At 67.9% G+C, this 21,993-nt stretch carries 16 protein-coding genes and 1 riboswitch; of the genes, 8 read left to right on the forward strand and 8 right to left on the reverse strand.

Features of this window, described 5'->3' with window-relative positions; all coding sequences use genetic code 11:
* Positions 1–7: 7 nt before the first annotated feature.
* From BIZ42_RS04570 to BIZ42_RS04585, 4 genes are all read left to right on the forward strand, one after another.
* Entirely contained in the window at positions 8–1,717 is a 1,710-nt protein-coding gene (locus BIZ42_RS04570; protein ID WP_070425678.1) for a glycosyltransferase family 39 protein, read from the forward strand.
* A 101-nt stretch (positions 1,718–1,818) separates the two neighbouring features.
* Positions 1,819–2,589 (forward strand): phosphatase PAP2 family protein, encoded by a 771-nt coding sequence (locus BIZ42_RS04575; RefSeq protein ID WP_172838031.1) that lies wholly within the window; start codon positions 1,819–1,821, stop codon positions 2,587–2,589.
* Positions 2,586–4,238 (forward strand): phosphoethanolamine--lipid A transferase, encoded by a 1,653-nt coding sequence (locus tag BIZ42_RS04580; RefSeq protein WP_070425680.1) that lies wholly within the window; start codon positions 2,586–2,588, stop codon positions 4,236–4,238. Before BIZ42_RS04575 ends, BIZ42_RS04580 begins: the two co-directional genes overlap by 4 nt.
* A gap of 172 nt (positions 4,239–4,410) precedes the next feature.
* The gene (locus BIZ42_RS04585) at positions 4,411–6,405 is read left to right on the forward strand and encodes a M2 family metallopeptidase (protein WP_070425681.1); all 1,995 of its coding nucleotides are present in this window, start codon (positions 4,411–4,413) and stop codon (positions 6,403–6,405) included.
* 141 nt (positions 6,406–6,546) lie between these two features.
* Here the strand turns inward: BIZ42_RS04585 and BIZ42_RS04590 are convergent, their stop codons facing one another.
* From BIZ42_RS04590 to BIZ42_RS04600, 3 genes are all read right to left on the reverse strand, one after another.
* The gene (locus BIZ42_RS04590; RefSeq protein ID WP_070425682.1) at positions 6,547–6,957 is read right to left on the reverse strand and encodes a hypothetical protein; all 411 of its coding nucleotides are present in this window, start codon (positions 6,955–6,957) and stop codon (positions 6,547–6,549) included.
* An 80-nt stretch (positions 6,958–7,037) separates the two neighbouring features.
* Entirely contained in the window at positions 7,038–7,931 is an 894-nt protein-coding gene (locus tag BIZ42_RS19965; RefSeq protein ID WP_070427445.1) for a siderophore-interacting protein, read from the reverse strand.
* A gap of 157 nt (positions 7,932–8,088) precedes the next feature.
* Positions 8,089–9,312, reverse strand: a complete 1,224-nt coding sequence (locus BIZ42_RS04600; protein ID WP_070425683.1) for a multidrug effflux MFS transporter — start codon at positions 9,310–9,312, stop codon at positions 8,089–8,091.
* Between the two features lie 294 nt (positions 9,313–9,606).
* A riboswitch (glycine riboswitch) is annotated at positions 9,607–9,708 on the forward strand.
* A gap of 88 nt (positions 9,709–9,796) precedes the next feature.
* Here BIZ42_RS04600 and gcvP point away from each other — a divergent pair.
* On the forward strand, positions 9,797–12,676 hold the full coding sequence (gene gcvP, locus BIZ42_RS04605) for an aminomethyl-transferring glycine dehydrogenase (RefSeq protein ID WP_172838032.1): 2,880 nt from the start codon (positions 9,797–9,799) through the stop codon (positions 12,674–12,676).
* A 173-nt stretch (positions 12,677–12,849) separates the two neighbouring features.
* On the opposite strand, the gene BIZ42_RS04610 is transcribed toward gcvP, so the two are convergent.
* Together BIZ42_RS04610 and BIZ42_RS04615 are read right to left on the reverse strand one after the other, a co-directional pair.
* Positions 12,850–14,250: an amino acid permease gene (locus BIZ42_RS04610; protein ID WP_167390317.1), complete on the reverse strand. Its 1,401-nt coding sequence runs from the start codon at positions 14,248–14,250 to the stop codon at positions 12,850–12,852.
* A gap of 75 nt (positions 14,251–14,325) precedes the next feature.
* Positions 14,326–15,036 carry an AraC family transcriptional regulator gene (locus tag BIZ42_RS04615; protein WP_019183477.1) on the reverse strand — a complete coding sequence of 237 codons (711 nt, stop codon included), beginning with the start codon at positions 15,034–15,036 and terminating at the stop codon, positions 14,326–14,328.
* A gap of 182 nt (positions 15,037–15,218) precedes the next feature.
* On the opposite strand from BIZ42_RS04615, the gene BIZ42_RS04620 reads away from it, so the two are divergent.
* On the forward strand, positions 15,219–17,309 hold the full coding sequence (locus tag BIZ42_RS04620) for a catalase (RefSeq protein ID WP_019183478.1): 2,091 nt from the start codon (positions 15,219–15,221) through the stop codon (positions 17,307–17,309).
* A gap of 36 nt (positions 17,310–17,345) precedes the next feature.
* Positions 17,346–17,831 carry a HupB gene (locus tag BIZ42_RS04625; protein WP_070425685.1) on the forward strand — a complete coding sequence of 162 codons (486 nt, stop codon included), beginning with the start codon at positions 17,346–17,348 and terminating at the stop codon, positions 17,829–17,831.
* 26 nt (positions 17,832–17,857) lie between these two features.
* Here the strand turns inward: BIZ42_RS04625 and BIZ42_RS04630 are convergent, their stop codons facing one another.
* From BIZ42_RS04630 to BIZ42_RS04640, 3 genes are read right to left on the reverse strand one after another with little or no spacing between them, the layout of a single operon-like run.
* Positions 17,858–19,123 (reverse strand): HAMP domain-containing sensor histidine kinase, encoded by a 1,266-nt coding sequence (locus BIZ42_RS04630; RefSeq protein ID WP_070425686.1) that lies wholly within the window; start codon positions 19,121–19,123, stop codon positions 17,858–17,860.
* Entirely contained in the window at positions 19,120–19,806 is a 687-nt protein-coding gene (locus BIZ42_RS04635; RefSeq protein ID WP_070425687.1) for a response regulator transcription factor, read from the reverse strand. Before BIZ42_RS04635 ends, BIZ42_RS04630 begins: the two co-directional genes overlap by 4 nt.
* A gap of 3 nt (positions 19,807–19,809) precedes the next feature.
* Positions 19,810–20,937 carry a DJ-1/PfpI family protein gene (locus tag BIZ42_RS04640; protein WP_083279784.1) on the reverse strand — a complete coding sequence of 376 codons (1,128 nt, stop codon included), beginning with the start codon at positions 20,935–20,937 and terminating at the stop codon, positions 19,810–19,812.
* 190 nt (positions 20,938–21,127) lie between these two features.
* Between BIZ42_RS04640 and BIZ42_RS04645 the strand changes: the two genes are divergently transcribed.
* Positions 21,128–21,988 carry a PA4780 family RIO1-like protein kinase gene (locus tag BIZ42_RS04645; protein WP_070425688.1) on the forward strand — a complete coding sequence of 287 codons (861 nt, stop codon included), beginning with the start codon at positions 21,128–21,130 and terminating at the stop codon, positions 21,986–21,988.
* Positions 21,989–21,993 lie beyond the last annotated feature (5 nt).

Here is a 21,993-nt window from a genome sequence, read left to right on the forward strand (position 1 = left end):
GCCTGGCGTGACCGAATCCTTCTTCCTGCGGCGCTGGCCGCGTGTGCTGGTCTGCCTTGCCCTGTTGCTGGCCCTGGCGGCGGGCATCGGCCTGCGCCAGCCCTCACCGCCCGATGAACCCCGTTTCGTGCTGGCTGCACGGGCCATGGTCGCCTCCGGGCAATGGCTGCTGCCTCACCGTGGCAGCGAACTGTACGCGGAAAAACCGCCGGTGTTCATGTGGCTGCAGGCCGCCAGCCACCAGCTGTTCGGCGGCTGGACCATCGCCTTCCTGGTGCCTTCGCTGCTTGCCGCTCTGCTGACACTCTGGCTGACCTGGGACCTGGGCCGGCGGTTGTGGAACCGGCGTGTCGGCTGGTGGGCGATGCTCGCCTTGTTCAGCTGCCTGCAGTTCGGCCTGATGGCCAAGCGGGCGCAGATCGACATGGTGCTGGTGGCGATGACCACCCTGTCGCTATGGGGATTGCTGCGCCACCTGCTGGAAGGCCGCAACCGGCCCGCGCTGTGGCTGGCCGGCTTCGCCGCCGGGCTGGGCACGGTGACCAAGGGCGTGGGCTTCCTGCCCCTGCTGGTGCTGCTGCCGTTCGCCGCCTGGCGCTGGCGCGTGCGCGGCGCCAGGCGGCCGGCCGGCACTGCCCGCGACCTGTGGTGGCTGCTGCCGGCCTTCCTGCTCGGCACGGCGGTGTGGCTGGCGCCGCTGGGCGTGGCGCTGCTGCACTCGGCCGACCCGGCCCTGCACGCCTATGCGCGCGAGCTGCTGTTCAAGCAGACCGCCACCCGCTACGCGAACGCCTGGCACCACGTGAAGCCGGCCTGGTACTACCTGCAGGTCATGGCGACCTTGTGGCTGCCGGGCAGCCTGCTGCTGCCCGCCCTGGTTCCGGCATGGTGGCGCCGCCTCAAGCGCCTGGATGGACGCTGGTGGCTGCTGCTGGGCTGGGCCCTGCTGGTGCTGGTGTTCTTCAGCGCCAGCCCGGGCAAGCGGGAGGTCTACATCTTCCCGATACTGCCCGCGTTGTGCCTGGCCGCCGCCCCGCTGCTGCCCGGGCTGCTGCGCCGGGCCGGGCTGCGCTGGTTGCTGTGGGCCTATGTCGCCGTCCTCGGCGTGGCGGCGCTGTATGTCGGCACCCAGCTGTGGTCGGCCAGCGAATGGGCGCACGTGCAACTGGCGCGGCGCGCGATGCCCGATACGCTGCTGCCCGTGCTTGGCGGCTGGCTGATCGCCTTCGGCGTGGTGTTGCTGGCGCTGGCCCTGTGGTGGCGCCAGCGCCGGGCAGGCGCGCTGGTGGTCGCGGCGGCCTTCCTGCTCTGGAATCTGTACGGCTGGGTGCTGATGCCGACCCTGGACCCGTACAGCTCCGCCTCGGCGGTAATGCAGCGCGTCGGCCTGCGGATCGGGCCGGAGGCCGAGCTCGGCGTGGTCGCCTGGCGCGAACAGAACCTGTTGCAGGCCGACCGCCCGGTGACCGATTTCGGCTTCAAGACCCCGTGGGACCAGCAATGGCAGGCCGCAGGGCCGTGGCTGTCACAGGCGCCGCGCCAGCGCTGGCTGCTGGTGCTCGATGAAGCGATCAGCCCGTGCGTGGACCCGGCGGCGGTGATCGAGATCGGCAGCGCCAACCGCAACCGGTGGCTGTTGTTCCCGGGTACTGCCTGGCAGGCCGACTGCCATGCCGCCGTCACGGCCACCGACACCGCGCAGGACGAGGAAGACTGAACGGCAGGCCGCGCTTAACCGGCGGCCAACATCGCTCCGACCGGTCTCCGACACTGCGCTGACGACCATGGCGCCGGAATCTTCCGCCGGCCCCTTTGTCCATGTTCCCAGCGTCCAGCGTTGCCCTTTCATCCACGTCGGCCACCGCGCTCACCCCACGCTTGCTCCGCGGCCACCTCTGGGTACCGCTGGCGCTGGCGCTGCTCGCCAGCGCGATGCTGATGGGCGCCGGTGGCGACCAGTGGCTGGCCGATCGCCTCTATCGACTCGAAGGGCAGCAGTGGGCGCTGCAGAACGCCTGGGTCACCACCCACCTGATCCACCAGGCCGGCAAGTGGACCAGCAATGTGGCGGCGCTGGTCGCGATCGTGCTGTGCTTCCACGCCTGGCGCACCGAGCGCGCACCCGCATGGCGCTGGCCGCTGCTGTATCTGGTGCTGGCCGTCGCGCTGGGCACCGGCGTGGTCTCGCTGCTCAAGTCGCTGACCAACATGGATTGCCCGTGGGATCTGGCCCGCTATGGCGGCACCCGGCAGTTCATCGGCTTGTTCGCAACACGCCCACCCGGGATGCCGCGTGGGGTGTGCTTTCCAGGCGGGCATTCCAGCGCGGGGTTTGCGTGGGTCAGCCTGTACTTCTTCGCGCTGATGGTGCACCCGGCCTGGCGCTGGCGCGGCCTGGCCGTCGGCCTGCTGGCTGGCGGCGTGTTCGGCGTTTCGCAGCAGCTGCGCGGTGCGCATTTCCTGTCGCATGACCTGTGGACGCTGGCCATCTGCTGGACGGTCTCGCTTGGCCTGTATCTGCTGATCGAACCGGTGCGGCTGCGCCAACGCGGCACGTCACCAGGCATCGCGCAGGGAGAAGTGGCATGAGCACCACCCTTCCGCGCGCCACGCGCTTGTCGGCGCTGGCCACCCTGCGTGCCTGGCGCCCGCAGTGCACCACCGAAACCCTGATCCTGCTCACCAGCATCTTCTTCGCGGTGGCCTGCAATGGCCTGTTCTGGCACAGCGCGATGGCCACGCATCCGGGCAGCATCGGCTTCGCTGTCTCGCTGTTGCTGTTCCTGGTGGGCGCGCACTGTCTGCTGATGGGGCTGCTGGTGTGGCGCTGGAACGCCAAGGTGGTGCTCAGCGTGCTGCTGATCGGTACGGCGCTGGCCGCGCACTACATGAGCAGTTACCACATCTATCTGGATGCGGACATGCTGCGCAACGTGCTGGCCACCGACCACAAGGAAAGCCGCGAGCTGATCACGCCCACCTTGATCGCGCCGCTGCTGCTGTTGGCCCTGGCGCCGATGCTGCTGCTGTGGCGCGTGCAGCTGCGCCGGCGCACGCTGGTCAGGGCGCTGCTGTGGCGCCTCGGTTTCCTGCTGCTGTCGGCCCTGATCGCCTTCGGCGGGGCGATGCTGTCCTTTCAGGAGATGTCCTCGCTGATGCGCAACCAGCGCGAAGTGCGTTATCTGGCAACCCCCGGCAACCTCCTGCTCGGCCTGCCCAAGGCGCTGCGCGGCGACAATCCGATCCAGCGCGCTCCGAAACTGCCGATCGGCACCGATGCCAAGGCCACCCCGCGTGCAGCCGGCAGCCGCCCGCGCCTGCTGGTGATCGTGATGGGCGAAACCGCGCGCGCGCAGAACTGGGGCCTCAACGGCTATGCCAAGCAGACCACGCCGGAGCTGGCCCAGGCCGGGGTGATCAACTTCCCGGACATGCATTCGTGTGGCACCAGCACTGAAGTCTCCCTGCCCTGCCTGTTCTCGGCGTACGGACGCCACGACTACGACGAGAAGAAGATCCGCGCGCACCAGTCACTGCTGCACGTGCTGGACCACGCCGGCATCGCCACGCTGTGGCGTGACAACCAGTCCGGATGCAAGGGCGTGTGCGAGGGCCTGGAGATGCAGGCGCTCGACGATGCCAAGCAGCCGAGCCTGTGCGCCAACGGGCGCTGCATGGACGAGATCCTGATCGACGACCTGGCCACCCAGGTCCGCGCCAGGCCCGGCGACCGCGTGGTGGTGCTGCATCAACTGGGCAACCACGGCCCGAGCTACTTCGAACGCTACCCGGCGCGCTTCCGCCGCTTCACCCCCACCTGCGACACCCCGGACCTGGGCAAGTGCAGCCGCGCGCAGATCACCAACAGTTACGACAACGCGCTGCTCTACACCGATCACCTGCTCTCGCGCACGATCGGCACGCTGAAGGGCATGGACGACTACGACACCGCGATGATCTACCTTTCCGATCACGGCGAGTCGCTGGGCGAGAAGGGCCTGTACCTGCACGGGGTGCCGTACGCGATCGCCCCGCAGGAACAGACCCGCGTGCCGATGACGATGTGGTTCTCCCCTTCCTTCGCAGCCAACCGCGGGCTCAACCTGGCCTGCGTGCGGGAGCGCGCGGGCAGGTACACCGACCACGACAATCTGTTCCCCTCGGTACTGGGGCTGATGCAGGTCAAGACCTCGGTGTATGAGCGTGGCCGGGATCTGTTTGCTGGGTGCGAGGTATAAGCAGGCTTGTCCCATGCGCACCGCCCCGTCTCACGGAGCACGGACGCATCGCCGTTGACCTTGACGTTGACGTTGGCGGTGCCAATCGAACCGCCTCTGCTGCCCTGCCCCTTGCGGTGCGCCCGGCGCTTCACTAGCCTTCGCCGGTCTGACACCACCCAAGGATGTGCCCGTGAACCACCGCCCGCTCCTGCTGGCCCTGGCAGTCAGTGCTGCCGCACTGACGCTGGCGGCCTGCCAGAAGGAACCGTCCCCCGCCGATGCACCGGCCACGGGCACCACCCAGTCCAAGGAAACCGCGGACCAGTTCATCGCCCGCGTCAACGCCGAGTACAAGGCCATGTACCCGGAAATGACCTCGGCGCAGTGGCTGTCGTCGACCTACATCAACGACGATTCCGAGCGCGTCGCGGCCAAGGCCAATGAACGCTGGCTCACCGTCCTCAACGGCTGGATCGCCCAGGCCGGCCAGTACGACGGCCAGCCCATGAGCGAAGACACCAAGCGCCAGATCCACCTGCTCAAGCTGATGACCTCCATGCCCGCCCCGCGCGACCCGGCCAAGCTCTCCGAGCTGACCCGCATCGCCAGCCGCATGGAGGGCGCCTACGGCTCCGGCAAGTACTGCACCGACGAGGCCAACCCGCAGAGCTGCCGCCAGCTGGGCGATCTGGAACAGGTGCTCGCGCGCAGCCGCGACTACGACAAGCAGCTCGACGCCTGGCAGGGCTGGCATGGCACCACCAAGCCGATGCGCGCCGACTACGAGCGCTTCGTCAGCCTGGTCAACGAAGGCGCCAAGGAAATGGGCTTCGCCGATGCCGGCCAGATGTGGCGCAGCGGCTATGACATGCCCGCCGACCAGATCGGCCCGGAAACCGACCGGCTGTGGGACCAGGTCAAGCCGATGTACGAGCAGCTGCACTGCTACGCGCGCACCAAGCTCGACGGCACGTACGGCAAGGACAAGGCCGAGGTCAACGGTGGCCTGATCGCCGCACACCTGACCGGCAACATGTGGCAGCAGGACTGGTCCAATCTGTGGGACCAGCTGGAACCGTATCCCGGTGCCGGCAACCTGGACATCACCGCCGCGCTGGAAAAGCAGTACCAGAGCAACCTGAGTGGTGCCCTGGCCAAGGCCGGCAGCGGCGCAAACGTGGAAGCGCTGTACAAGGCGCAGCGTGAGGCCGAACTGCGTACCGCCAAGCAGATGACCGAGCGCGCGCAGGACTTCTACGTCTCGCTCGGCATGCCGGCCCTGCCCAAATCGTATTGGGACAAGACCCAGTTCATCAAGCCGCTGGACCGCGACGTGGTCTGCCACGCCAGCGCGTGGGACATGAACATGGACGGCGACGTGCGCACCAAGATGTGCATCAAGCCCAACGAAGAGAACTTCACCACGATCTACCACGAGCTGGGCCACATCTATTACGACCTGGCCTACAACCCGCTGCCGCCGTTGTTCCAGGGCGGTGCCAACGATGGCTTCCACGAAGCGATCGGCGACACCATCGTGCTGGCGATGACCCCGCAGTACCTCAACTCGATCGGCCTGGTCGACACCCCGCAGGAAAGCCGTGAGGCGACCATCAACGCGCAGATGCGCATGGCCCTGAGCGGCGTGTCGTTCCTGCCGTTCGGCCTGATGATCGACCGCTGGCGCTGGGGCGTGTTCGACGGCTCGATCACCCCGGACCATTACAACCAGGCGTGGTGGGACCTGAAGGCCAAGTACCAGGGCGTGGCGCCGGCCACCGCGCGCGGTGAGGAATTCTTCGACGCGGGCGCCAAGTACCACGTGCCGGGCAACACCCCGTATACCCGCTACTTCCTGGCGCGCATCCTGCAGTTCCAGTTCTACAAGGGCCTGTGCGATGCCTCCGGTTACAAGGGTCCGCTGCACCAGTGCAGCTTCTACGGCAACAAGGAAGCCGGCCAGAAGTTCTGGGCCATGCTGAGCAAGGGTGCCAGCCAGCCGTGGCAGGCCACGCTGAAGGAGATCACCGGTGGCGACAAGCTCGATGCCGGCCCGATGATCGAGTACTTCACCCCGGTCAACGAATGGCTCAAGCAGCAGAACCAGGGCCAGATGTGTGGCTGGCAGGTGCCGGCGGCTACCGCTGCGGCGGCGCCGGCCGCAACCGCACCTGCGGCCCACTGACCGGTCGCGCTGGCCGCTGGTCCGCGCACCATGGCAAACGAAAAAGCCGGCCCTCGGGCCGGCTTTTTCATGGGAACCGATCGGTGCGCTTTGCCGGGCAACGCGCCGCCGACCAGCAGCAGGCCCTATGCGGCACCGCCATCACTCGGCCGGTGCATCTCCCTGGCGGGCACGCGGCTTCAGGCTCGCGGCCAGTTCCACCTTGAACTGGTCGAAGTCCATGCCGTCGGCCTTGGCCTCGGCATGCGCCGCGTCCTTGAGCGCATCCGAGTACACCAGGCGCACCGGGGTGCCCTGGCGTTCGTGCAGTTCAGCGGCCTGCATGATCAGGGCCAGCACCCGCGCCGCGCTGGGGGTCTGGCCGGCGATGCGGCCATCCATGCCCAGCACCCACTCGCCATCGCGGCGGACGATACCGGCCAGCAGCGTGCGCTGCTGGTCACGCAGCTCGGCATGCGGCTCAACCGGCGTGGCGTTGGCCTGCTCGCGGTTGGCGGCCTGGGTTTCGCGGCGCCGGCGGATGTCGCGGCGCAGTTTGGAGGTGGTCGACATGGGGAAATCCGGACTGCGGCAAAGCGCCAAGGATACCGCACGGGCCTTGGCGGGCCCGTGCTGGAGCCTGCGTGGCCAGTTCAATCGAGGACTTTTCCGCGCCGCCAATAGCCCATGAAGGTGATGGCCCGACGGTCGATCCCGCATGTCTTCACCAGATGCCGGCGGATCGCCATGACTGCCCCGGCTTCACCGGCGACCCAGGCATACAGCCCGTCCTGCTCGGCGCTGGCCTGCTCCCACAGGATGTCCTGGTCGATGTCGATCTCGGCCAGGGGCTGCTCACCGCCACCGATGCCGGACGGGCCGATCCGCGCCCGCACCGCGTCCTGCAGCCGCTGGCCATGCGCGGCGCCCTCGCGCGCGAGCCAGAACAGCTGCGCACCAAGCGGTGCCTGCAGCGGCAGCACATCCGCCTCGTGCTCGACCTCCAGGAAGGCCTGCACTTCCGGCGGCTGCGGCCACTGGGCCAGCGCCTCCAGAATGCCGGCCACGGCCGGCAGCGCGGTGTCGTCGGCGACCAGCAGCACCCGCTTCACCTGCGCCGGCGGTTTCCACTCGTACCCTTCGCTGCTGGCCTCGACCTGCGCGTCCGGCGCCAGCAGGCCGACCCGATCGCCGACGCGCGCCTGCATGGCCCAGCGCGAGGCGGGCCCGGTCGGGCCATGCAGCACGAAATCGACATCGACCTCGCCGGCGTCCGGGCGCAGCGCGCGGAGGGTGTAGGTGCGCATCGGCGCACGCTCGGCATCGGGCAGCGCGCGATAACGTGCGTACCAGTCCTCGCCTTGCGGCACCTCCGGTGCTGCCTGGCCGGGCAATGGGAAGAACACTTTGATGCGCTGGTCCGGTCCCTCGGTCTTCATGTTGGCCACGTCGGGCGCGGCGAAGACCATGCGGATCAGCGAGGGGGAGAGAACCGTGCGCTGCTTCAGCGCGACGTCGAACAGGCGGTAGGTCTGCTGTGCAGCCATGCAATCACCCTGGGTTGCGGCGGACATGGGGTCCGCAGGGGAGCGTAGTGGCTGTCGTGATGCACGAACTGGCTGGCGAGCGAACAGGATACGCCGCGGCGAAGCGTAAGCAACCGCGCCACGCCTGCATTCTGTGCAGGCGGGGCGTGCGTGTGGCTCACTCGATCGGCGTGAGCAGGTCGCGGCGGCGTTCGCAGTGCCGCTCCCAGTACCAGAAGCTGCCGCCGATGGCGAAGAAGCCTGCGTAGCCCAGGGCCAGATGCAGCGGGTTGCTGCTGAGCATCGGGGAGACCACGCCGGCCACCACGGTGTTGATCATCAGCTGGATGAACATCTGCATGGACGAGGCCAGGCCGCGCTGATGCGGATACATGTCCAGCACGGCCAGCGCCAGGATCGGGAAGATCAGCGCCATGCCGACACCGCCAAGGAAGATCGGCATCACTGCCCACGGCAGCGCGATCTGCGGCACCGACACCACGTAACCGACGTTCAACAGCGCCGAGACCGCACACAGCCCGAACCCGATCGCGATCTGCCGCTGCGCGGTGAGCCGGCCCGCCATCCGACCGGACAGGAACGAGCCCATGGTCATGCCGCCGATGGTGGGGATGAACAACCACGCAAAGCCGCCCTCGCCCAGTTGCAGATGCTGCATCACGAACACCGGCGCGGACGCGATGTACAGGAAGATGCCGGAGAAGTTGAAGGCACCGGCCGCGGCCAGACGGAGCAGGCGCGGGTTGGAGCCCATGCGGGCATAGCTGCGCAGCAGCGCGCGCATCGACAGCGGCGTGCGGGCCTCGACCGGATGGGTTTCGGGCAGCCACTTGCCGGTGGCCAGCAGCAGCACCACGCCGAACAGCACCAGGAACCAGAAAATCAGCGGCCAGTCGCCGCCACCGAGCAGGATCCAACCGCCGATGATCGGCGCGATCGCCGGTGCGACGCCGAAGATCATCGAGACCTGGCTCATCAACCGCTGCGCGTCGGCACCGTGGTACAGATCGCGGATCACCGCACGGCCGACGATCACGCCCACGCCGGCGGTCACGCCCTGCAGGGCGCGGAACACCAGCAGCGTGGTCATGTCGCGCGACAGCGCGCAGCCGATCGAGGCACCGATGAACAGCACCAGCCCGCCGATGATCACCCGCTTGCGGCCGAACGCATCCGACAGCGGGCCGTGCGCCAGGCTCATCAGGCCATAGAACAGCAGGTAGACGCTGATGGTCTGCTGCACTGCGACCTGGTCCACCTGCATGCGGTCGCCCAACAGCAGGAAGGCCGGGAATATGGTGTCGATCGAGAACGGACCGAACATCGCCAGGCCTGCGAGCAGCAGGGCCAGACGGCGGGTCGAGGGTGAGGCGGGCGTCATGCGGGCTTCCGTCAGCGGCCATGCGCACTGCACGGCGGGCGCCTGGCCCGGAACGGGCGGCGCCAGATGAATACGAGGATCCAGTGATCATAGGCCTTTGCCGCCCCCGGCACCATGCCCGGGCGCGCTTTCCCGGCGCTGCGCGGCCCCGTATTCATGTGCCGGAAAGGCCCAGTGGCCGAAAGCGCTGGGCTATAATCGCCTGGCTACATGGTGGGAGAAGCGGCGCTTTGTTTTGAAGCACCCGCTGCCGAAGGCGCAACGCCCGTAATCGCTCAGGCCCGATACCACCCGTACCAAAACTCTGGAGAGACCGGCGAGTGCCGGCGCCGAAGGGGCACGAAGCACGCCGATGCGCGCTTCCAAACTCTCAGGCAAAAGGACAGAGGGGCACCCAGGAAGACCGCAAGGTCCGGTGGATCGCTGTCGCCCGCGACGCGCCCTGGCCCGGCCGCCTTCCGAACGTGCGTGCCCACTCTCCGAGATGCCAGCCATGTCCCAGAACACCCCTACCCTGCGCGAGCTTGAACACAGCCACGCGTTCGTCGAACGCCACATCGGCCCCAACGACGCCGAAATCGCGCAGATGCTCGACGTGGTCGGCCACACCTCGCTGGACGCGCTGACCGATGCGATCGTCCCGGCCGGGATCAAGTCGCCGGCCCCGCTGGCCCTGCCCGAGTCGCTGACCGAAGTGCAGGCACTGGCCAAGATCCGCGCCATCGCCGACAAGAACCAGGTGTTCCGCACCTTCATCGGCCAGGGCTACTACGGCACGCTCACCCCGAACGTCATCCTGCGCAATGTGCTGGAAAACCCGGCGTGGTACACCGCCTACACCCCGTACCAGGCCGAGATTTCGCAGGGCCGCATGGAAGCACTGATCAACTTCCAGACCCTGTGCGCGGACCTGACCGGCATGGAGATCGCCAACGCCTCGCTGCTGGATGAAGCCACCGCCGCCGCCGAAGCGATGACCCTGGCCAAGCGTTCGGCCAAGTCCAAGTCCGATACCTTCTTCGTGCACGACGCGGTGCACCCGCAGACGCTGGAACTGCTGCGCACCCGCGCCGAGCCGATGGGCATCGTGCTGCGCGTGGGCACCCCGGCCGAGGCGATGGAAGCCGAGGCCTACGGCGTGCTGCTGCAGTACCCGGACACCTTCGGCCATATCGGCGACTACAAGGCGCTGGCCGATGCCGTGCACGCCCGTGGCGGCCTGGTCGCGGTGGCCACCGATCTGCTTGCACTGACCCTGATCGCCGCCCCCGGCGAATGGGGCGCGGACATCGTGGTCGGCAACTCGCAGCGGTTCGGCGTGCCGTTCGGCTTCGGCGGCCCGCATGCCGCCTTCATGGCCTGCCGCGACGCGTACAAGCGCTCGATGCCGGGCCGCCTGATCGGTGTCTCGGTCGATGCGCAGGGCAATGCCGCCTACCGCCTGACCCTGCAGACCCGCGAGCAGCACATCCGCCGCGAGAAGGCCACCTCCAACATCTGCACCGCGCAGGTACTGCTGGCCGTGATGGCCTCGATGTATGCCGTGTACCACGGCCCGGAAGGCCTGACCCGCATCGCCCGCCGCACCCACCGCCTGGCCAGCATCCTGGCCGCCGCGCTGCGCGGCGCCGGCGTGAATGTCGGCGAGCATTTCTTCGACACCCTGCACGTCAAGGATGTCGACGCCAAGGCGATCCACGCCAAGGCCGCCGCGGCGCGCATCAACCTGCGTGCGATCGACAGCGACGCGGTTGGCATCAGCCTGGATGAAACCACCACCCGCGCCGACATCGTCGCGCTCGGCCAGCTGTTCGGTGCCACCGTCGATGTCGATGCCCTCGACGCCGCCACCGCCGATGCCCTGCCGGCCGGCCTGGTTCGCACCAGCGACTTCCTGACCCACCCGGTGTTCAACACCCACCACAGCGAACACGAACTGCTGCGTTACCTGCGTTCGCTGGCGGACAAGGACCTGGCCATGGATCGCACCATGATCCCGCTGGGCAGCTGCACCATGAAGCTCAACGCCACCGCCGAGATGATTCCGGTGACCTGGCCGGAGTTCGCCAACATCCATCCGCTTGCCCCGGCCGACCAGGCCACCGGCTACAAGGAACTGATCGACGGCCTGGAAGCGATGCTGGTGGAATGCACCGGCTATGACGCGGTCAGCCTGCAGCCGAACTCCGGCGCGCAGGGCGAGTACGCCGGCCTGCTGGCGATCCGCGCCTACCACCGCTCGCGCGGCGAAGGCCATCGCGACGTCTGCCTGATCCCGGATTCCGCGCACGGCACCAACCCGGCCTCGGCGCAGATGTGCGGCATGAAGGTCGTGGTGACCAAGACCGACGCCAACGGCAACGTCGATCTGGACGACATCCGCATCAACGCGGAGAAGTACAGCGACCGCCTCGCCGCGCTGATGATCACTTACCCGTCCACGCACGGCGTGTTCGAGGAAGAGGTGGTGGAGATCTGCGAGATCGTGCACAAGCACGGCGGCCAGGTGTACACCGACGGCGCCAACATGAACGCCCTGGTCGGCGTGGCCAAGCCCGGCAAGTGGGGCTCGGACGTGTCGCACCTGAACCTGCACAAGACCTTCTGCATCCCGCACGGCGGCGGCGGCCCGGGCGTGGGCCCGTGTGCGGTCAAATCGCACCTCGCCCCGTTCCTGCCGAAGGTGCTTGGCGGCGAAGGCGATGTGGGCATGGTCAGCGCGGCCAGCTTCGGCAGCGCCTCGATCCTGCCGATCAGCTGGATGTACATCACGCTGATGGGCACCGCCGGCCTGCGCAAGGCGACCCAGGTCGCGCTGCTCAACGCCAACTACATCGCCAAGCGCCTGGCCCCGCACTTCAAGACCCTGTACACCGGCCGCAACGGCCTGGTGGCGCACGAGTGCATCCTGGACGTGCGTCCGCTGGAGAAGACCTCCGGCATCGGCGCCGAGGACGTGGCCAAGCGCCTGATCGACTTCGGCTTCCACGCCCCGACCCTGAGCTTCCCGGTCGCCGGCACGCTGATGGTGGAACCGACCGAAAGCGAATCGCTGCACGAACTGGATCGCTTCATCAACGCGATGATCCAGATCCGCGAAGAGATCGCTGCGATCGAAGACGGCCGCCTGGACCGCGAGGACAACCCGCTCAAGCACGCCCCGCATACCGCTGCGGTGGTGTCGGCCAGCGAGTGGGCCCACGCCTACCCGCGCGAGCTGGCGGCCTTCCCGCTGGCCAGCCTGCGCCAGCAGAAGTACTGGCCGCCGGTGGCGCGCGTGGACAACGTGTACGGCGACAAGAACGTGATGTGCGCCTGCATCCCGGTCGATGCGTACAAGGAAGACGAGGGCGTGGAGGTGTAGGTGTCGACCGTTGGTCGGCACGATGCCTGACAGGCGTACCGACCAACGGTCGGTACCTACCTTGATCGGCATGCATCTGGAATGAAAACGGCCCGCATCGCGCGGGCCGTTTTTTGTTGCGTGCCCTTGCGGGGTGTGCCGACCAACGGTCGGCACCCACCACCCGCCCGGGGTCAGTCGGCCCGGCGGCTGGCGCGCACGCGGCGGGCGACTTCGCTGCTGATGGCGATCACCGCCGTCAGCGCGGCCATCGACAGGAACTGCAGGCGCGTGTGCGACTCGGACAGCAGCAGGCCGAAGATCAGCGCCAGCACCCCCAACCCGATCACCGTCAAATATGGATACCCCGCCATCCGGAACGGCAAGCGGGTGCCGTCGCGGTTGGCACGGTGGCGCAGGATCAACTGCGACAGCAGCGAGATGGTCCAGACCAGCAGACACGTCGAACCCACGATGTTGAGCAGTACCGGCAGTACCTTGTCCGGGAACAGCAGCTCCATCACCGTCGCCGCAAAGCCGAAGAGCACGCTGGCCAGCACCGCGATGATCGGCACCTGGCGCGGATCGGTCCAGCCCAGCACGGCCGGCGCCTCGCGACGCTGGGCCAACGAGTACATCATCCGCGACGCGCCGTACAGATTGGCGTTGAGCGCCGACAACAGCGCGATCACCGCGATCAACGTGATCGCCGTGGCTGCGCCAGGAATCTTGGCCGCTTCGAGCACCGCGGCGAACGGCGAGCGGAGCGCCTCGCTGGTCCACGGCACCACCGCGATGATCACGCTCAGCGAGCCGATGTAGAACACCAGGATGCGCCAGGCCACGGTGCGGATCGCGCGGGCGATGCTGCGCTCGGGATCTTCGGTTTCCGCCGCGGCCACCGCCACGATCTCGGTGCCGCCGAAGGCGAACACCACCACCAGCAGCGCCGCGCCGATGCCGGCCAGGCCTTTGGGCATGAAACCGCCGTGCTCGGTGAAGTTGCGCAGGCCAGGCGAGGCCACGTCCGGCAGCCAGCCCATCAGCAGCGCCACGCCGATCAGGATGAAGCCGACGATCGCGGCCACTTTCAGGATCGCGAACCAGAATTCGAACTCGCCGAAGTTCTTCACCCCGAGCAGGTTGATCGCGGTGAAGAACAGCATGAAGGCCAGCGCAGCCATCGGCACCGGGATCGCCGGCCACACCGTGGCGAGCAGGCCAGCCGCACCGACCGCTTCAGCGGCGATCACGATCACCAGCTGCACCCACCACAGCCAGCCCACCGTGGCACCGGCAGTGGCCCCCATGGCATCAGCGGCGTACACCGAGAACGCGCCGCTGGTCGGCTTGGCTGCGGCCATTTCGCCCAGCGCGTTCATCACGATGATCACCAGCGCGCCGGCCACCAGATACGACAGCAGGACCGCCGGGCCGGCGGCCTGGACGCCCACGCCGGAGCCGAGGAACAGGCCGGCGCCGATCGCGCTGCCCAGGCCCATCATGATCAGCTGGCGGGGCTTGAGCGCGTGCCCGAGGCGGGTATCGGCGGGCGGAGTGGCAGGAGCCGGAGTCTGGGATGCGGGCATCGGAATCGATTGGCGGGCAACAAGTGCGACACCATACCCTGTCGGCCGCGCGGCGGCATAGGCCACAAGCCCCACCCCGCCTCAGGCGGCGGCGCGCTCCCCGATCTGGGCGCGATAGGCCCGGGGCGACAGCCCGACCTCGGCCTTGAACTTGCGGGTGAACGCACTCTGGTCGGTGAAGCCACAGGCCTGCCCGATGCTGGCAATGCTGTCTGGGCCGTGCAGCAGGTGCACCGCCATCTGGATGCGCAGCCGGGTCAGCACCTGCTGCGGGGTCATCTGGAACACCTTGCGGAAGGTGCGCTCCAGCTTGGACAGCGAGAAGCCGGTGATGTCGAGCAGGGTCTGCATGCGCACGTTCTCGGCGTAATGCGCATTCAGATGGGCCAGGGCCAGGCGCAGCTGTTCGTACTGGGTGCCCAGGCTGTCCTTCTGGCCGAGGTCGCGCGAGATGCCGATCAACCCGCGGATCTGCCCGTCCACCAGCAGCGGCCGCTTGCAGGTCAGGCACCAGCCCGGCTCGCGGTTGGCGAACAGATGCAGTTCCATCAGGTTCTCGATGACCTTGCCGGCCAGCACCTGCTCGTCCTGGGTGGCGTAATCGGCCCCCAGGCCGGTGGGATAGATCTCCGCCGCGGTCCGCCCGATCACCTCCTTGCGCGACTTCAGGCCCAGCCGGCGCAGCATGGTCTGGTTGATGTGCGTATAGCGCCCGTCGCAGTCCTTCATGAAGAACAGGACGTCGGGGATCGCATCAAACAGGGCTTCGATGTCGGCGGGTTCAACGCGCATGCGGCTGGGAAAGACAGGAGAAGACGCGCCCAAGGATACCTGCCCGCGCGCGCCTCACCCAGCGCCCGGGCGCCGCATGTGAAGCGCGGGTGCAAGCAGCGTCGTGTTTTCGCACCTTCGATTAACGCCCGGCCCGCCAGTGTGAGGTGATCCCCCTTCCCGCCAGCTCCCGGAGTCGCCTCATGGCCGCCAGCAAGAAAAGCACGAAGAACGCCCCCGCACCCGCCACCGATGTCCGCGGCGAAGGGGATGAACTGCACCAGCGCGCGGGCAACGGCCACCCCGGGCTGACCACCAACCAGGGCATTCCGGTCGGTGACAACCAGAACTCGCTGCGCGCCACCCCGCGCGGGCCGACCCTGCTGGAAGACTTCATCCTGCGCGAGAAGATCACCCACTTCGATCACGAGCGCATCCCCGAGCGCATCGTGCATGCCCGCGGCAGCGCGGCGCACGGCTATTTCGAGCTGACCCGCTCGCTTGGCGAGTACACAAGGGCGCGGATCCTCAACGAAGTGGGCGTACGCACCCCGGTGTTCACCCGCTTCTCCACCGTGGCCGGTGGCGCCGGGTCGGTCGACACCCCGCGTGACGTGCGCGGCTTCGCGGTCAAGTTCTATACCAAGGAGGGCAACTGGGACCTGGTCGGCAACAACATCCCGGTGTTCTTCATCCAGGACGCGATCAAGTTCCCCGACCTGATCCACGCGGTGAAGATGGAGCCGGACCGGGCATTCCCGCAGGCAGCCAGCGCGCACGACACCTTCTGGGACTTCGTCTCGCTGATGCCCGAGTCGATGCACATGATCATGTGGGCGATGAGCGACCGCACGATTCCGCGCTCGCTGCGCACCATCGAGGGCTTCGGCATCCACAGCTTCCGCCTGATCAACGATGCCGGCGAGTCGACCTTCGTCAAATTCCACTGGCGGCCGAAGCTGGGCATCCAGTCCACCGTCTGGGACGAGGCGGTGAAGCTGCAGAGCGCGGACAACGACTTCCACCGCCGTGATCTGTTCGAGGCGATCACCACCGGCAACTTCCCCGAGTGGGAACTGGCGGTACAGCTGTTCACCGAGGAACAGGCCGAGGCCTTCCCGTTCGACCATCTGGATTCGACCAAGATCATTCCCGAGTCGCTGGTGCCGCTGACCGTGATCGGGCGCATGGTGCTGGACCGCTGGCCGGACAACTTCTTCGCCGAAACCGAGCAGGTCGCCTACTGCCCGGCCAACGTGCCGCCGGGCATCGACTTCAGCAACGATCCGCTGCTGCAGGGCCGCCTGTTCTCCTACCTGGATACCCAGCTCAGCCGCCTGGGCGGCCCGAACTTCCATCAGATTCCGGTCAATGCGCCCAAGTGCCCCTTCGCCAATCATCAGCGCGACGGGCACATGCAGATGAACATCCCCAAGGGACGGGTCGCCTACGATCCCAGTTCGCTGCAGGGCGACAGCCCGCGCGAGACCGCCGATGGCTTCCCGAGCCACGCCACCGCGCCGGATGACGGCCGCAAGGGGCGCGTGCGGGCAGACAGCTTCGCCGATCACTACAGCCAGGCCCGGATGTTCTTCCGCAGCCTGGAGGCACCGGAACAGGCCCATCTGGCCTCGGCGCTGGTGTTCGAGCTGTCCAAGGTGGAGACGGTCAAGGTGCGCGAGCGCACCGTGAGCCATCTGCGCAACATCGATGAGGCCCTGGCCAAGCGGGTTGCCGATGGTCTGGCGATGCCGGCCCTGCCCGAGCCGGCCGCCACCCAGACCCCGGCGCAGGATTTCCCGAAGGCGCCGGAAGTGCGCATCATCGGCCGCACCAAGGACCTGCTGACCGGTCGCTGCATCGGCATCCTGTTCGACGAGGGCTCCGATGCGGCGCTGATCGCCAACCTGCGCAAGGCGGCCGACAAGGCCGGCGCCAGCGTCAAGCTGGTTGCGCCCAAGATCGGCGGCGCCAGGCTCAGTGACGGCAAGACGCTGGCGGCGGATGGCCAGCTGGCCGGTACGCCGTCGGTGGTCTTCGATGCGGTGGCCGTCGTACTCAGCCCCGAGGCGGCAAAGAAGCTGGGCAAGGAATCGGCCGCAATCGATTTCGTCAGCGATGCCTGGGTCCACCTGAAGGCGATCGCCGCCGATGATGGCGCGCAGGCGCTGTTGAAGATCGCGCGTGTCGGCAACGATGCCGGGGTGGTGGAAGCCGAGGATGCCAAGGCCTTCCTTGCCGCCGCCGCTACGCGGCAGTGGGCCCGCGAACCGAAGGTGCGCACGCTCTCCTGAGCGGCGCCACCTTCGTCACCAGACAGGAGCATGACCATGCCGCGCGGTGATAAATCCAGCTATACCGACAAGCAGAAGCGCAACGCCGAGCACATCGAGGAAAGCGAGAAAGACCAGGGCCGCAGCGAAGCGGCTGCGGAGCGCATCGCCTGGGCCACGGTCAACAAGCAGGATGGTGGCGGGAAGAAGAGCGGTAGTGCGAACAAGACCGCCGCCAAGACCACGAAGACCTCGAAGACCGCGGCGACGAAGAAGGCAGCGGTAAAGAAAACAGCTGCGAAGAAGGCCGCTGCGAAAGCAGCGCCCGCGAAGGCCACCAAGAAGACTGCAAAGAAGACGGCGAAGCAGGCCGCTGAAAAAGCGACGACGAAAACCGCGATCAAGAAAACGGTAAAGAAGGCGACGAAGAAGACCGTCGCCAAGCAGGCCACCGGCAAAGCAGCCTCGAAAACCGCCACCGGGGCGCCGGCGAAAAAGACGGCAGCGACCGGCGCCCGCAAGCGAGCGGCCGGCAAGTCCTGACATACGCGCAGGGCCGGCCGTGCATCTTACTGCACGCTGAAACTGGCGACCGTGGCGTGCTCGGTTCCCTCGATGCGCAGATCGATGGCGAAGCGGTCGCACAGCCGGTGCACGATCGCCAAGCCGAGCCCGAAGCCGGCGCTGCCCTCGCCTTTCGCGAATGGCTGCATGATCGTGTCAGGGTCACCTGCCGGCGCCGTGTTGCGGATGCGCAGTCGTCCAGCCGCCACATCGATGTACACCTCACCCGCCCGGGTATGCGCGAACGCATTGCCGACAAGATTGGCCAGCAGCATGTGCAGCACCGGCCCCGGTACCGGCAGCCTCACGTCGGCTGGCACGTCCACCCGCACCGCCACCGGCTTGCCCTCCAGCAGCACGGCCTGCTCGACCACCACCTGTTCCAGCACCGGCAGCACCGCCAGTGGCGTCGCGTCCTGTTCCACGTTCTCTTCGCGGGCCAGTGTCAGCAGGGTGATGACGGTCTGTTCGAGTTGACGCGCCGAATGCTGGACATGCGCGAGCTGCCGCCGCCCGGCCCCGGACAGGCCAGGTTCGCTGGCCAGCTGTTCGGTGGCACTGCGGATCACCGCCAGGGGCGTGCGCAGCTCATGGCTGGCATCACGGGTAAAGGCATGCTCGCGCGCAATGAAGGCACGCACGCGCCCGCTCAGATTGTCCAGGCCGCGGGCGAGCACGCCGACCTCGTCATCGGGGAAGTCCCCGGCGAACCCCACCGGCAACCTGTCCGGCGCCATGCCGTCGACCAGCGCCGCCAGCTTCGACAAGGGACGCGTGGTCCGTCGCGCCAGCCATGCGCCGGCCAGGATGGCGACCACCACCACGGCCAGCCCGGACCAGACCAGCAGCGCCAGAATCTGGCTGCGCATCGGCCGCACCACCAGCTGCTGGCTGACCTCGGCGACCAGCCATCCCGGTGTACCGGCTCCGCCCGGCGGCAGCGCGCGCAGGTGATAGTGCCGCCCTTCGGTGCCGCCGATCTCGCGGCGCCACGGCTCAGCATCGAAGGCGGCCTTGAGATCCGTGGGGAAGCTGGCAGGGCTGTCATGGACCGCCATGAACGCATTGCGCGGTGGCGACCAGGTCCCACTCGCGGCCCGCTGCTCCAGTTGCTGCTGCGCTTCCTGCTCAAGCATTGCATCGAAGAACCGGTCTTCGACGCTGTACACGAACACCGCCACGTACAGGCCGAACAGGCCGGCCACCGCCAGCGCGAACACCGCGAAGGCCAGCATCAACCGGTTGCGCAGGCGATGCACCCGTGCCGTCATGCGTCGGCCTCCAGCCTGAAGCCGACCTCGTGCACGGTCTTGAGCATCGGCCGGTCGAAGGGCTTGTCCAGCCCCTGTCGCAGCAGATACAGATGCGAGCGCAGCGGATCCGAGGGCGGTGCTTCATCGCCCCAGAGGCGCCGGATCAACTCGCTGCGGGTCACCGTACGCGGCCAGGCTTCGGCAAGCAGCACCAGCAGGCGGTAGGCCGTCTGCGGCAACTCGATCGGCTGCTCACCGCGGTGTACGGTCCCGCTGCGGCGGTCGATGCCGAGAGATCCGACGCGCAGCACATGCCCGTCGCGTCGGCCGTGCCGATGGGCCAGGGCCAGGCACCGCGCCAGCAGTTCCTCGCCTGCGAACGGTTTGACCAGGTAATCATCGGCACCGGCCTGGAAGCCGACCAGCTTGTCGGCCAGCGTGTCGCGCGCGGTCAGCATCAGGATCGGGATGTGGCGGTCGGCCTGCTCACGCAGATGGCTGCATACGCGCAGGCCATCCATGCCCGGAAGGGTGAGGTCCAGTACCAGCACATCCGGCGGTTCTTCCAATGCCATCCGCAGGCCACTGCGGCCATCGGCGGCGAAGGCCACGCGATGGCCGCGGGCCTCCAGCAGCGTGGCCATGCCGGCGCGCAGCGCCGGGTTGTCCTCGATCACCAGGATGTGCAGGCCATCGTCCATGGGTCAGCCTTCGATCGTGTCCTTGAGCTGCCTAGCTTCGGCCATGTCCGGGTGGGTTTCCAGCAGTTTGCCGAGTACCGCGCGCGCCTGTGCCACCTCGCCCAGCCGCCAATGCGCCTGTGCGATGCCCAGCGGCAGCTGCGGTTCGCTCATGTACGGGGCGGCCAGCTGCATGATCGACAGCGCGTCACGTACCGCCGCATCGTCCTGCGCGGCCTGCAGCTGGTAGTAGCCGAGCACGCCGATCAGCTGATCGTGATAGCCGGTACGGTTGCTGGCCAGCTCGCGCTTGACCGCCTCGCCTTCACCGGCCAGCAGGCGTTGCACCAGCGCCATGCTGGCCTCATCGCGCCACGGCGTGCGCGCGATCGGCGTGCGGCCGGTGGCCCGCACGATCGCCTCGGCCACGGCCGGTGTCGAATAGGGGTTCTGCCCGGTGATCAGGCGCCCGTCCACCACCAGCTTGGGCATCATCAGCGGCGCCTGCTCCCAGCGCGCGCCACGCTCGCGCAGCGCGGTTTCCAGCAGGAACGGAAACTCCTTCGCCCAGCGCTTGCCGAACACCCCTTCCTCTGCATTGGTGAAGCCGGTCATGCGGCGCCCGGCCACCAGCAGCGATCCGTCCGCCAGCCGCACGTCCACCAGTGCGGCCGGGCCGTGGCAGACCGCCGCGACCACCGCGCCACGGTCGTGCATCGTGCCGAGCAGCCCCCGCAGCGCGGCGTCGGCCGGCAGGTCGAACATCGCGCCCTTGCCACCGACCACGTAGACCGCCGCATAGTTGGCGGCGCTGAGGGTCGCGGTGGCGCGGGTATCGGCCAGCAGTGCGGCCGCGGCCGGATCGGCCAGGACGCGTGCGTTGAAGGGCTCCTCGGCGTTGAACTTGTCGGCCTCGACCGGTCCGCCTTGCGGGCTGGCGACCTGCACCGCCAGGCCGTTGTCGCGGAAGATCAGGTAGGCCTGCGCGAACTCGTCCATCTCGAAGCCGGGACGGGTCCTGCCCTGGTCGCGGCCTTCGCCGCTGACCACGATCAGCACGGTATCGGTGGCCGCAGGGCGGGCATGCACGGTGGAAACGGCCAGCAACATGGCCAGGGCGGCACCGGTGCGGCGCAGCAGGGACAGCATCATGGGCGACACTCCTTGGAAGGTGGCCCCAGCCTGCCGCGCCGATGTGAATCAGATTTCAAGCTGTCGCGCACGTACACGCAGCTGAACGACCTCACTGCGCCGGGCCGGGTCGATGGCTCCCCCGGCCCGAAGATGCGAAAATCCCTCCCCCTCCAGGGCAGGCCCCGCGCCAGCCGATTCCCGAGATACCGTGAAGACCCCCCAAGGCTTGCAGGCGCTGATCGACGACGGCGTGATCGATGAAGTGCTCCGCCCGCTCAAGAGCGGCAAGGAAGCAGCGGTATACGTGGTCCGCAGCGGCGACGATGTGCGCTGTGCCAAGGTCTACAAGGACATGGCCCAGCGCAGTTTCCAGCAGCGCGTGCAGTACCAGGAAGGCCGCAAGGTTCGTGGCAGCCGCGAAGCGCGCGCCGTGGGCAAGGCGAGCAATTACGGCCGCAAGCAGCAGGAAGCGGCCTGGAAGAACACCGAGGTCGAAGCGCTGTACCAGCTGCGCGATGCCGGCGTGCGCGTGCCCGAGCCGTACGGCTACTTCCACGGCGTGCTGGTGATGGAGCTGGTCACCGATGCCGAGGGCTATTCCGCCGCGCGCCTGGGCGAGGTCGAGCTCAGTCCTGAACAGGCCCGCGAGTTCCACCGGATCCTGGTCCGCCAGGTGGTGCGGATGCTGTGCTGCGGCCTGATCCACGGCGATCTGTCGCCGTACAACGTGCTGGTCGGCCCGGAAGGCCCGGTGGTGATCGATTTCCCGCAGGTGGTCAGTGCGGCGGGCAACAACGCCGCGCGCACGATGCTGCTGCGCGACGTCAACAACCTCACCGCCTATCTGGGCCGCTGGGCGCCGGAACTGCTGGAGACCTGGTACGGCGAAGAGATGTGGGCGCTGTTCGAGGCCGGCGACCTGCTGCCGGACAGCGTGCTGACCGGCGAATTCGAACAGGATGAAAGCAGCATCGACCTGGATGGCGTACGCCATGCCATCAACGATGCGCGCGAAGAAGCGCTGATCCGCCAGCAGGGTCGCGAGGCGGCGGAAGAGAACGACGACTGAGCCCG

Origin of the sequence: Stenotrophomonas sp. LM091 (genome assembly GCF_001806305.1) — a bacterium.
Taxonomy (GTDB): Bacteria; Pseudomonadota; Gammaproteobacteria; order Xanthomonadales; family Xanthomonadaceae; genus Stenotrophomonas; species Stenotrophomonas bentonitica_A.

What these genes read in the sequence shown, in the direction of transcription:
- BIZ42_RS04620 (WP_019183478.1), top strand. Translation starts at nt 15,219, where the DNA reads ATGGCCGCCAGCAAGAAAAGCACGAAGAACGCCCCCGCACCCGCCACC.
- BIZ42_RS04600 (WP_070425683.1), bottom strand. Translation starts at nt 9,312, where the DNA reads ATGACGCCCGCCTCACCCTCGACCCGCCGTCTGGCCCTGCTGCTCGCA.
- gcvP (WP_172838032.1), top strand. Translation starts at nt 9,797, where the DNA reads ATGCCAGCCATGTCCCAGAACACCCCTACCCTGCGCGAGCTTGAACAC.
- BIZ42_RS19965 (WP_070427445.1), bottom strand. Translation starts at nt 7,931, where the DNA reads ATGGCTGCACAGCAGACCTACCGCCTGTTCGACGTCGCGCTGAAGCAG.
- BIZ42_RS04635 (WP_070425687.1), bottom strand. Translation starts at nt 19,806, where the DNA reads ATGGACGATGGCCTGCACATCCTGGTGATCGAGGACAACCCGGCGCTG.
- BIZ42_RS04625 (WP_070425685.1), top strand. Translation starts at nt 17,346, where the DNA reads ATGCCGCGCGGTGATAAATCCAGCTATACCGACAAGCAGAAGCGCAAC.
- BIZ42_RS04630 (WP_070425686.1), bottom strand. Translation starts at nt 19,123, where the DNA reads ATGACGGCACGGGTGCATCGCCTGCGCAACCGGTTGATGCTGGCCTTC.
- BIZ42_RS04590 (WP_070425682.1), bottom strand. Translation starts at nt 6,957, where the DNA reads ATGTCGACCACCTCCAAACTGCGCCGCGACATCCGCCGGCGCCGCGAA.
- BIZ42_RS04640 (WP_083279784.1), bottom strand. Translation starts at nt 20,937, where the DNA reads ATGATGCTGTCCCTGCTGCGCCGCACCGGTGCCGCCCTGGCCATGTTG.
- BIZ42_RS04580 (WP_070425680.1), top strand. Translation starts at nt 2,586, where the DNA reads ATGAGCACCACCCTTCCGCGCGCCACGCGCTTGTCGGCGCTGGCCACC.
- BIZ42_RS04575 (WP_172838031.1), top strand. Translation starts at nt 1,819, where the DNA reads ATGTTCCCAGCGTCCAGCGTTGCCCTTTCATCCACGTCGGCCACCGCG.
- BIZ42_RS04615 (WP_019183477.1), bottom strand. Translation starts at nt 15,036, where the DNA reads ATGCGCGTTGAACCCGCCGACATCGAAGCCCTGTTTGATGCGATCCCC.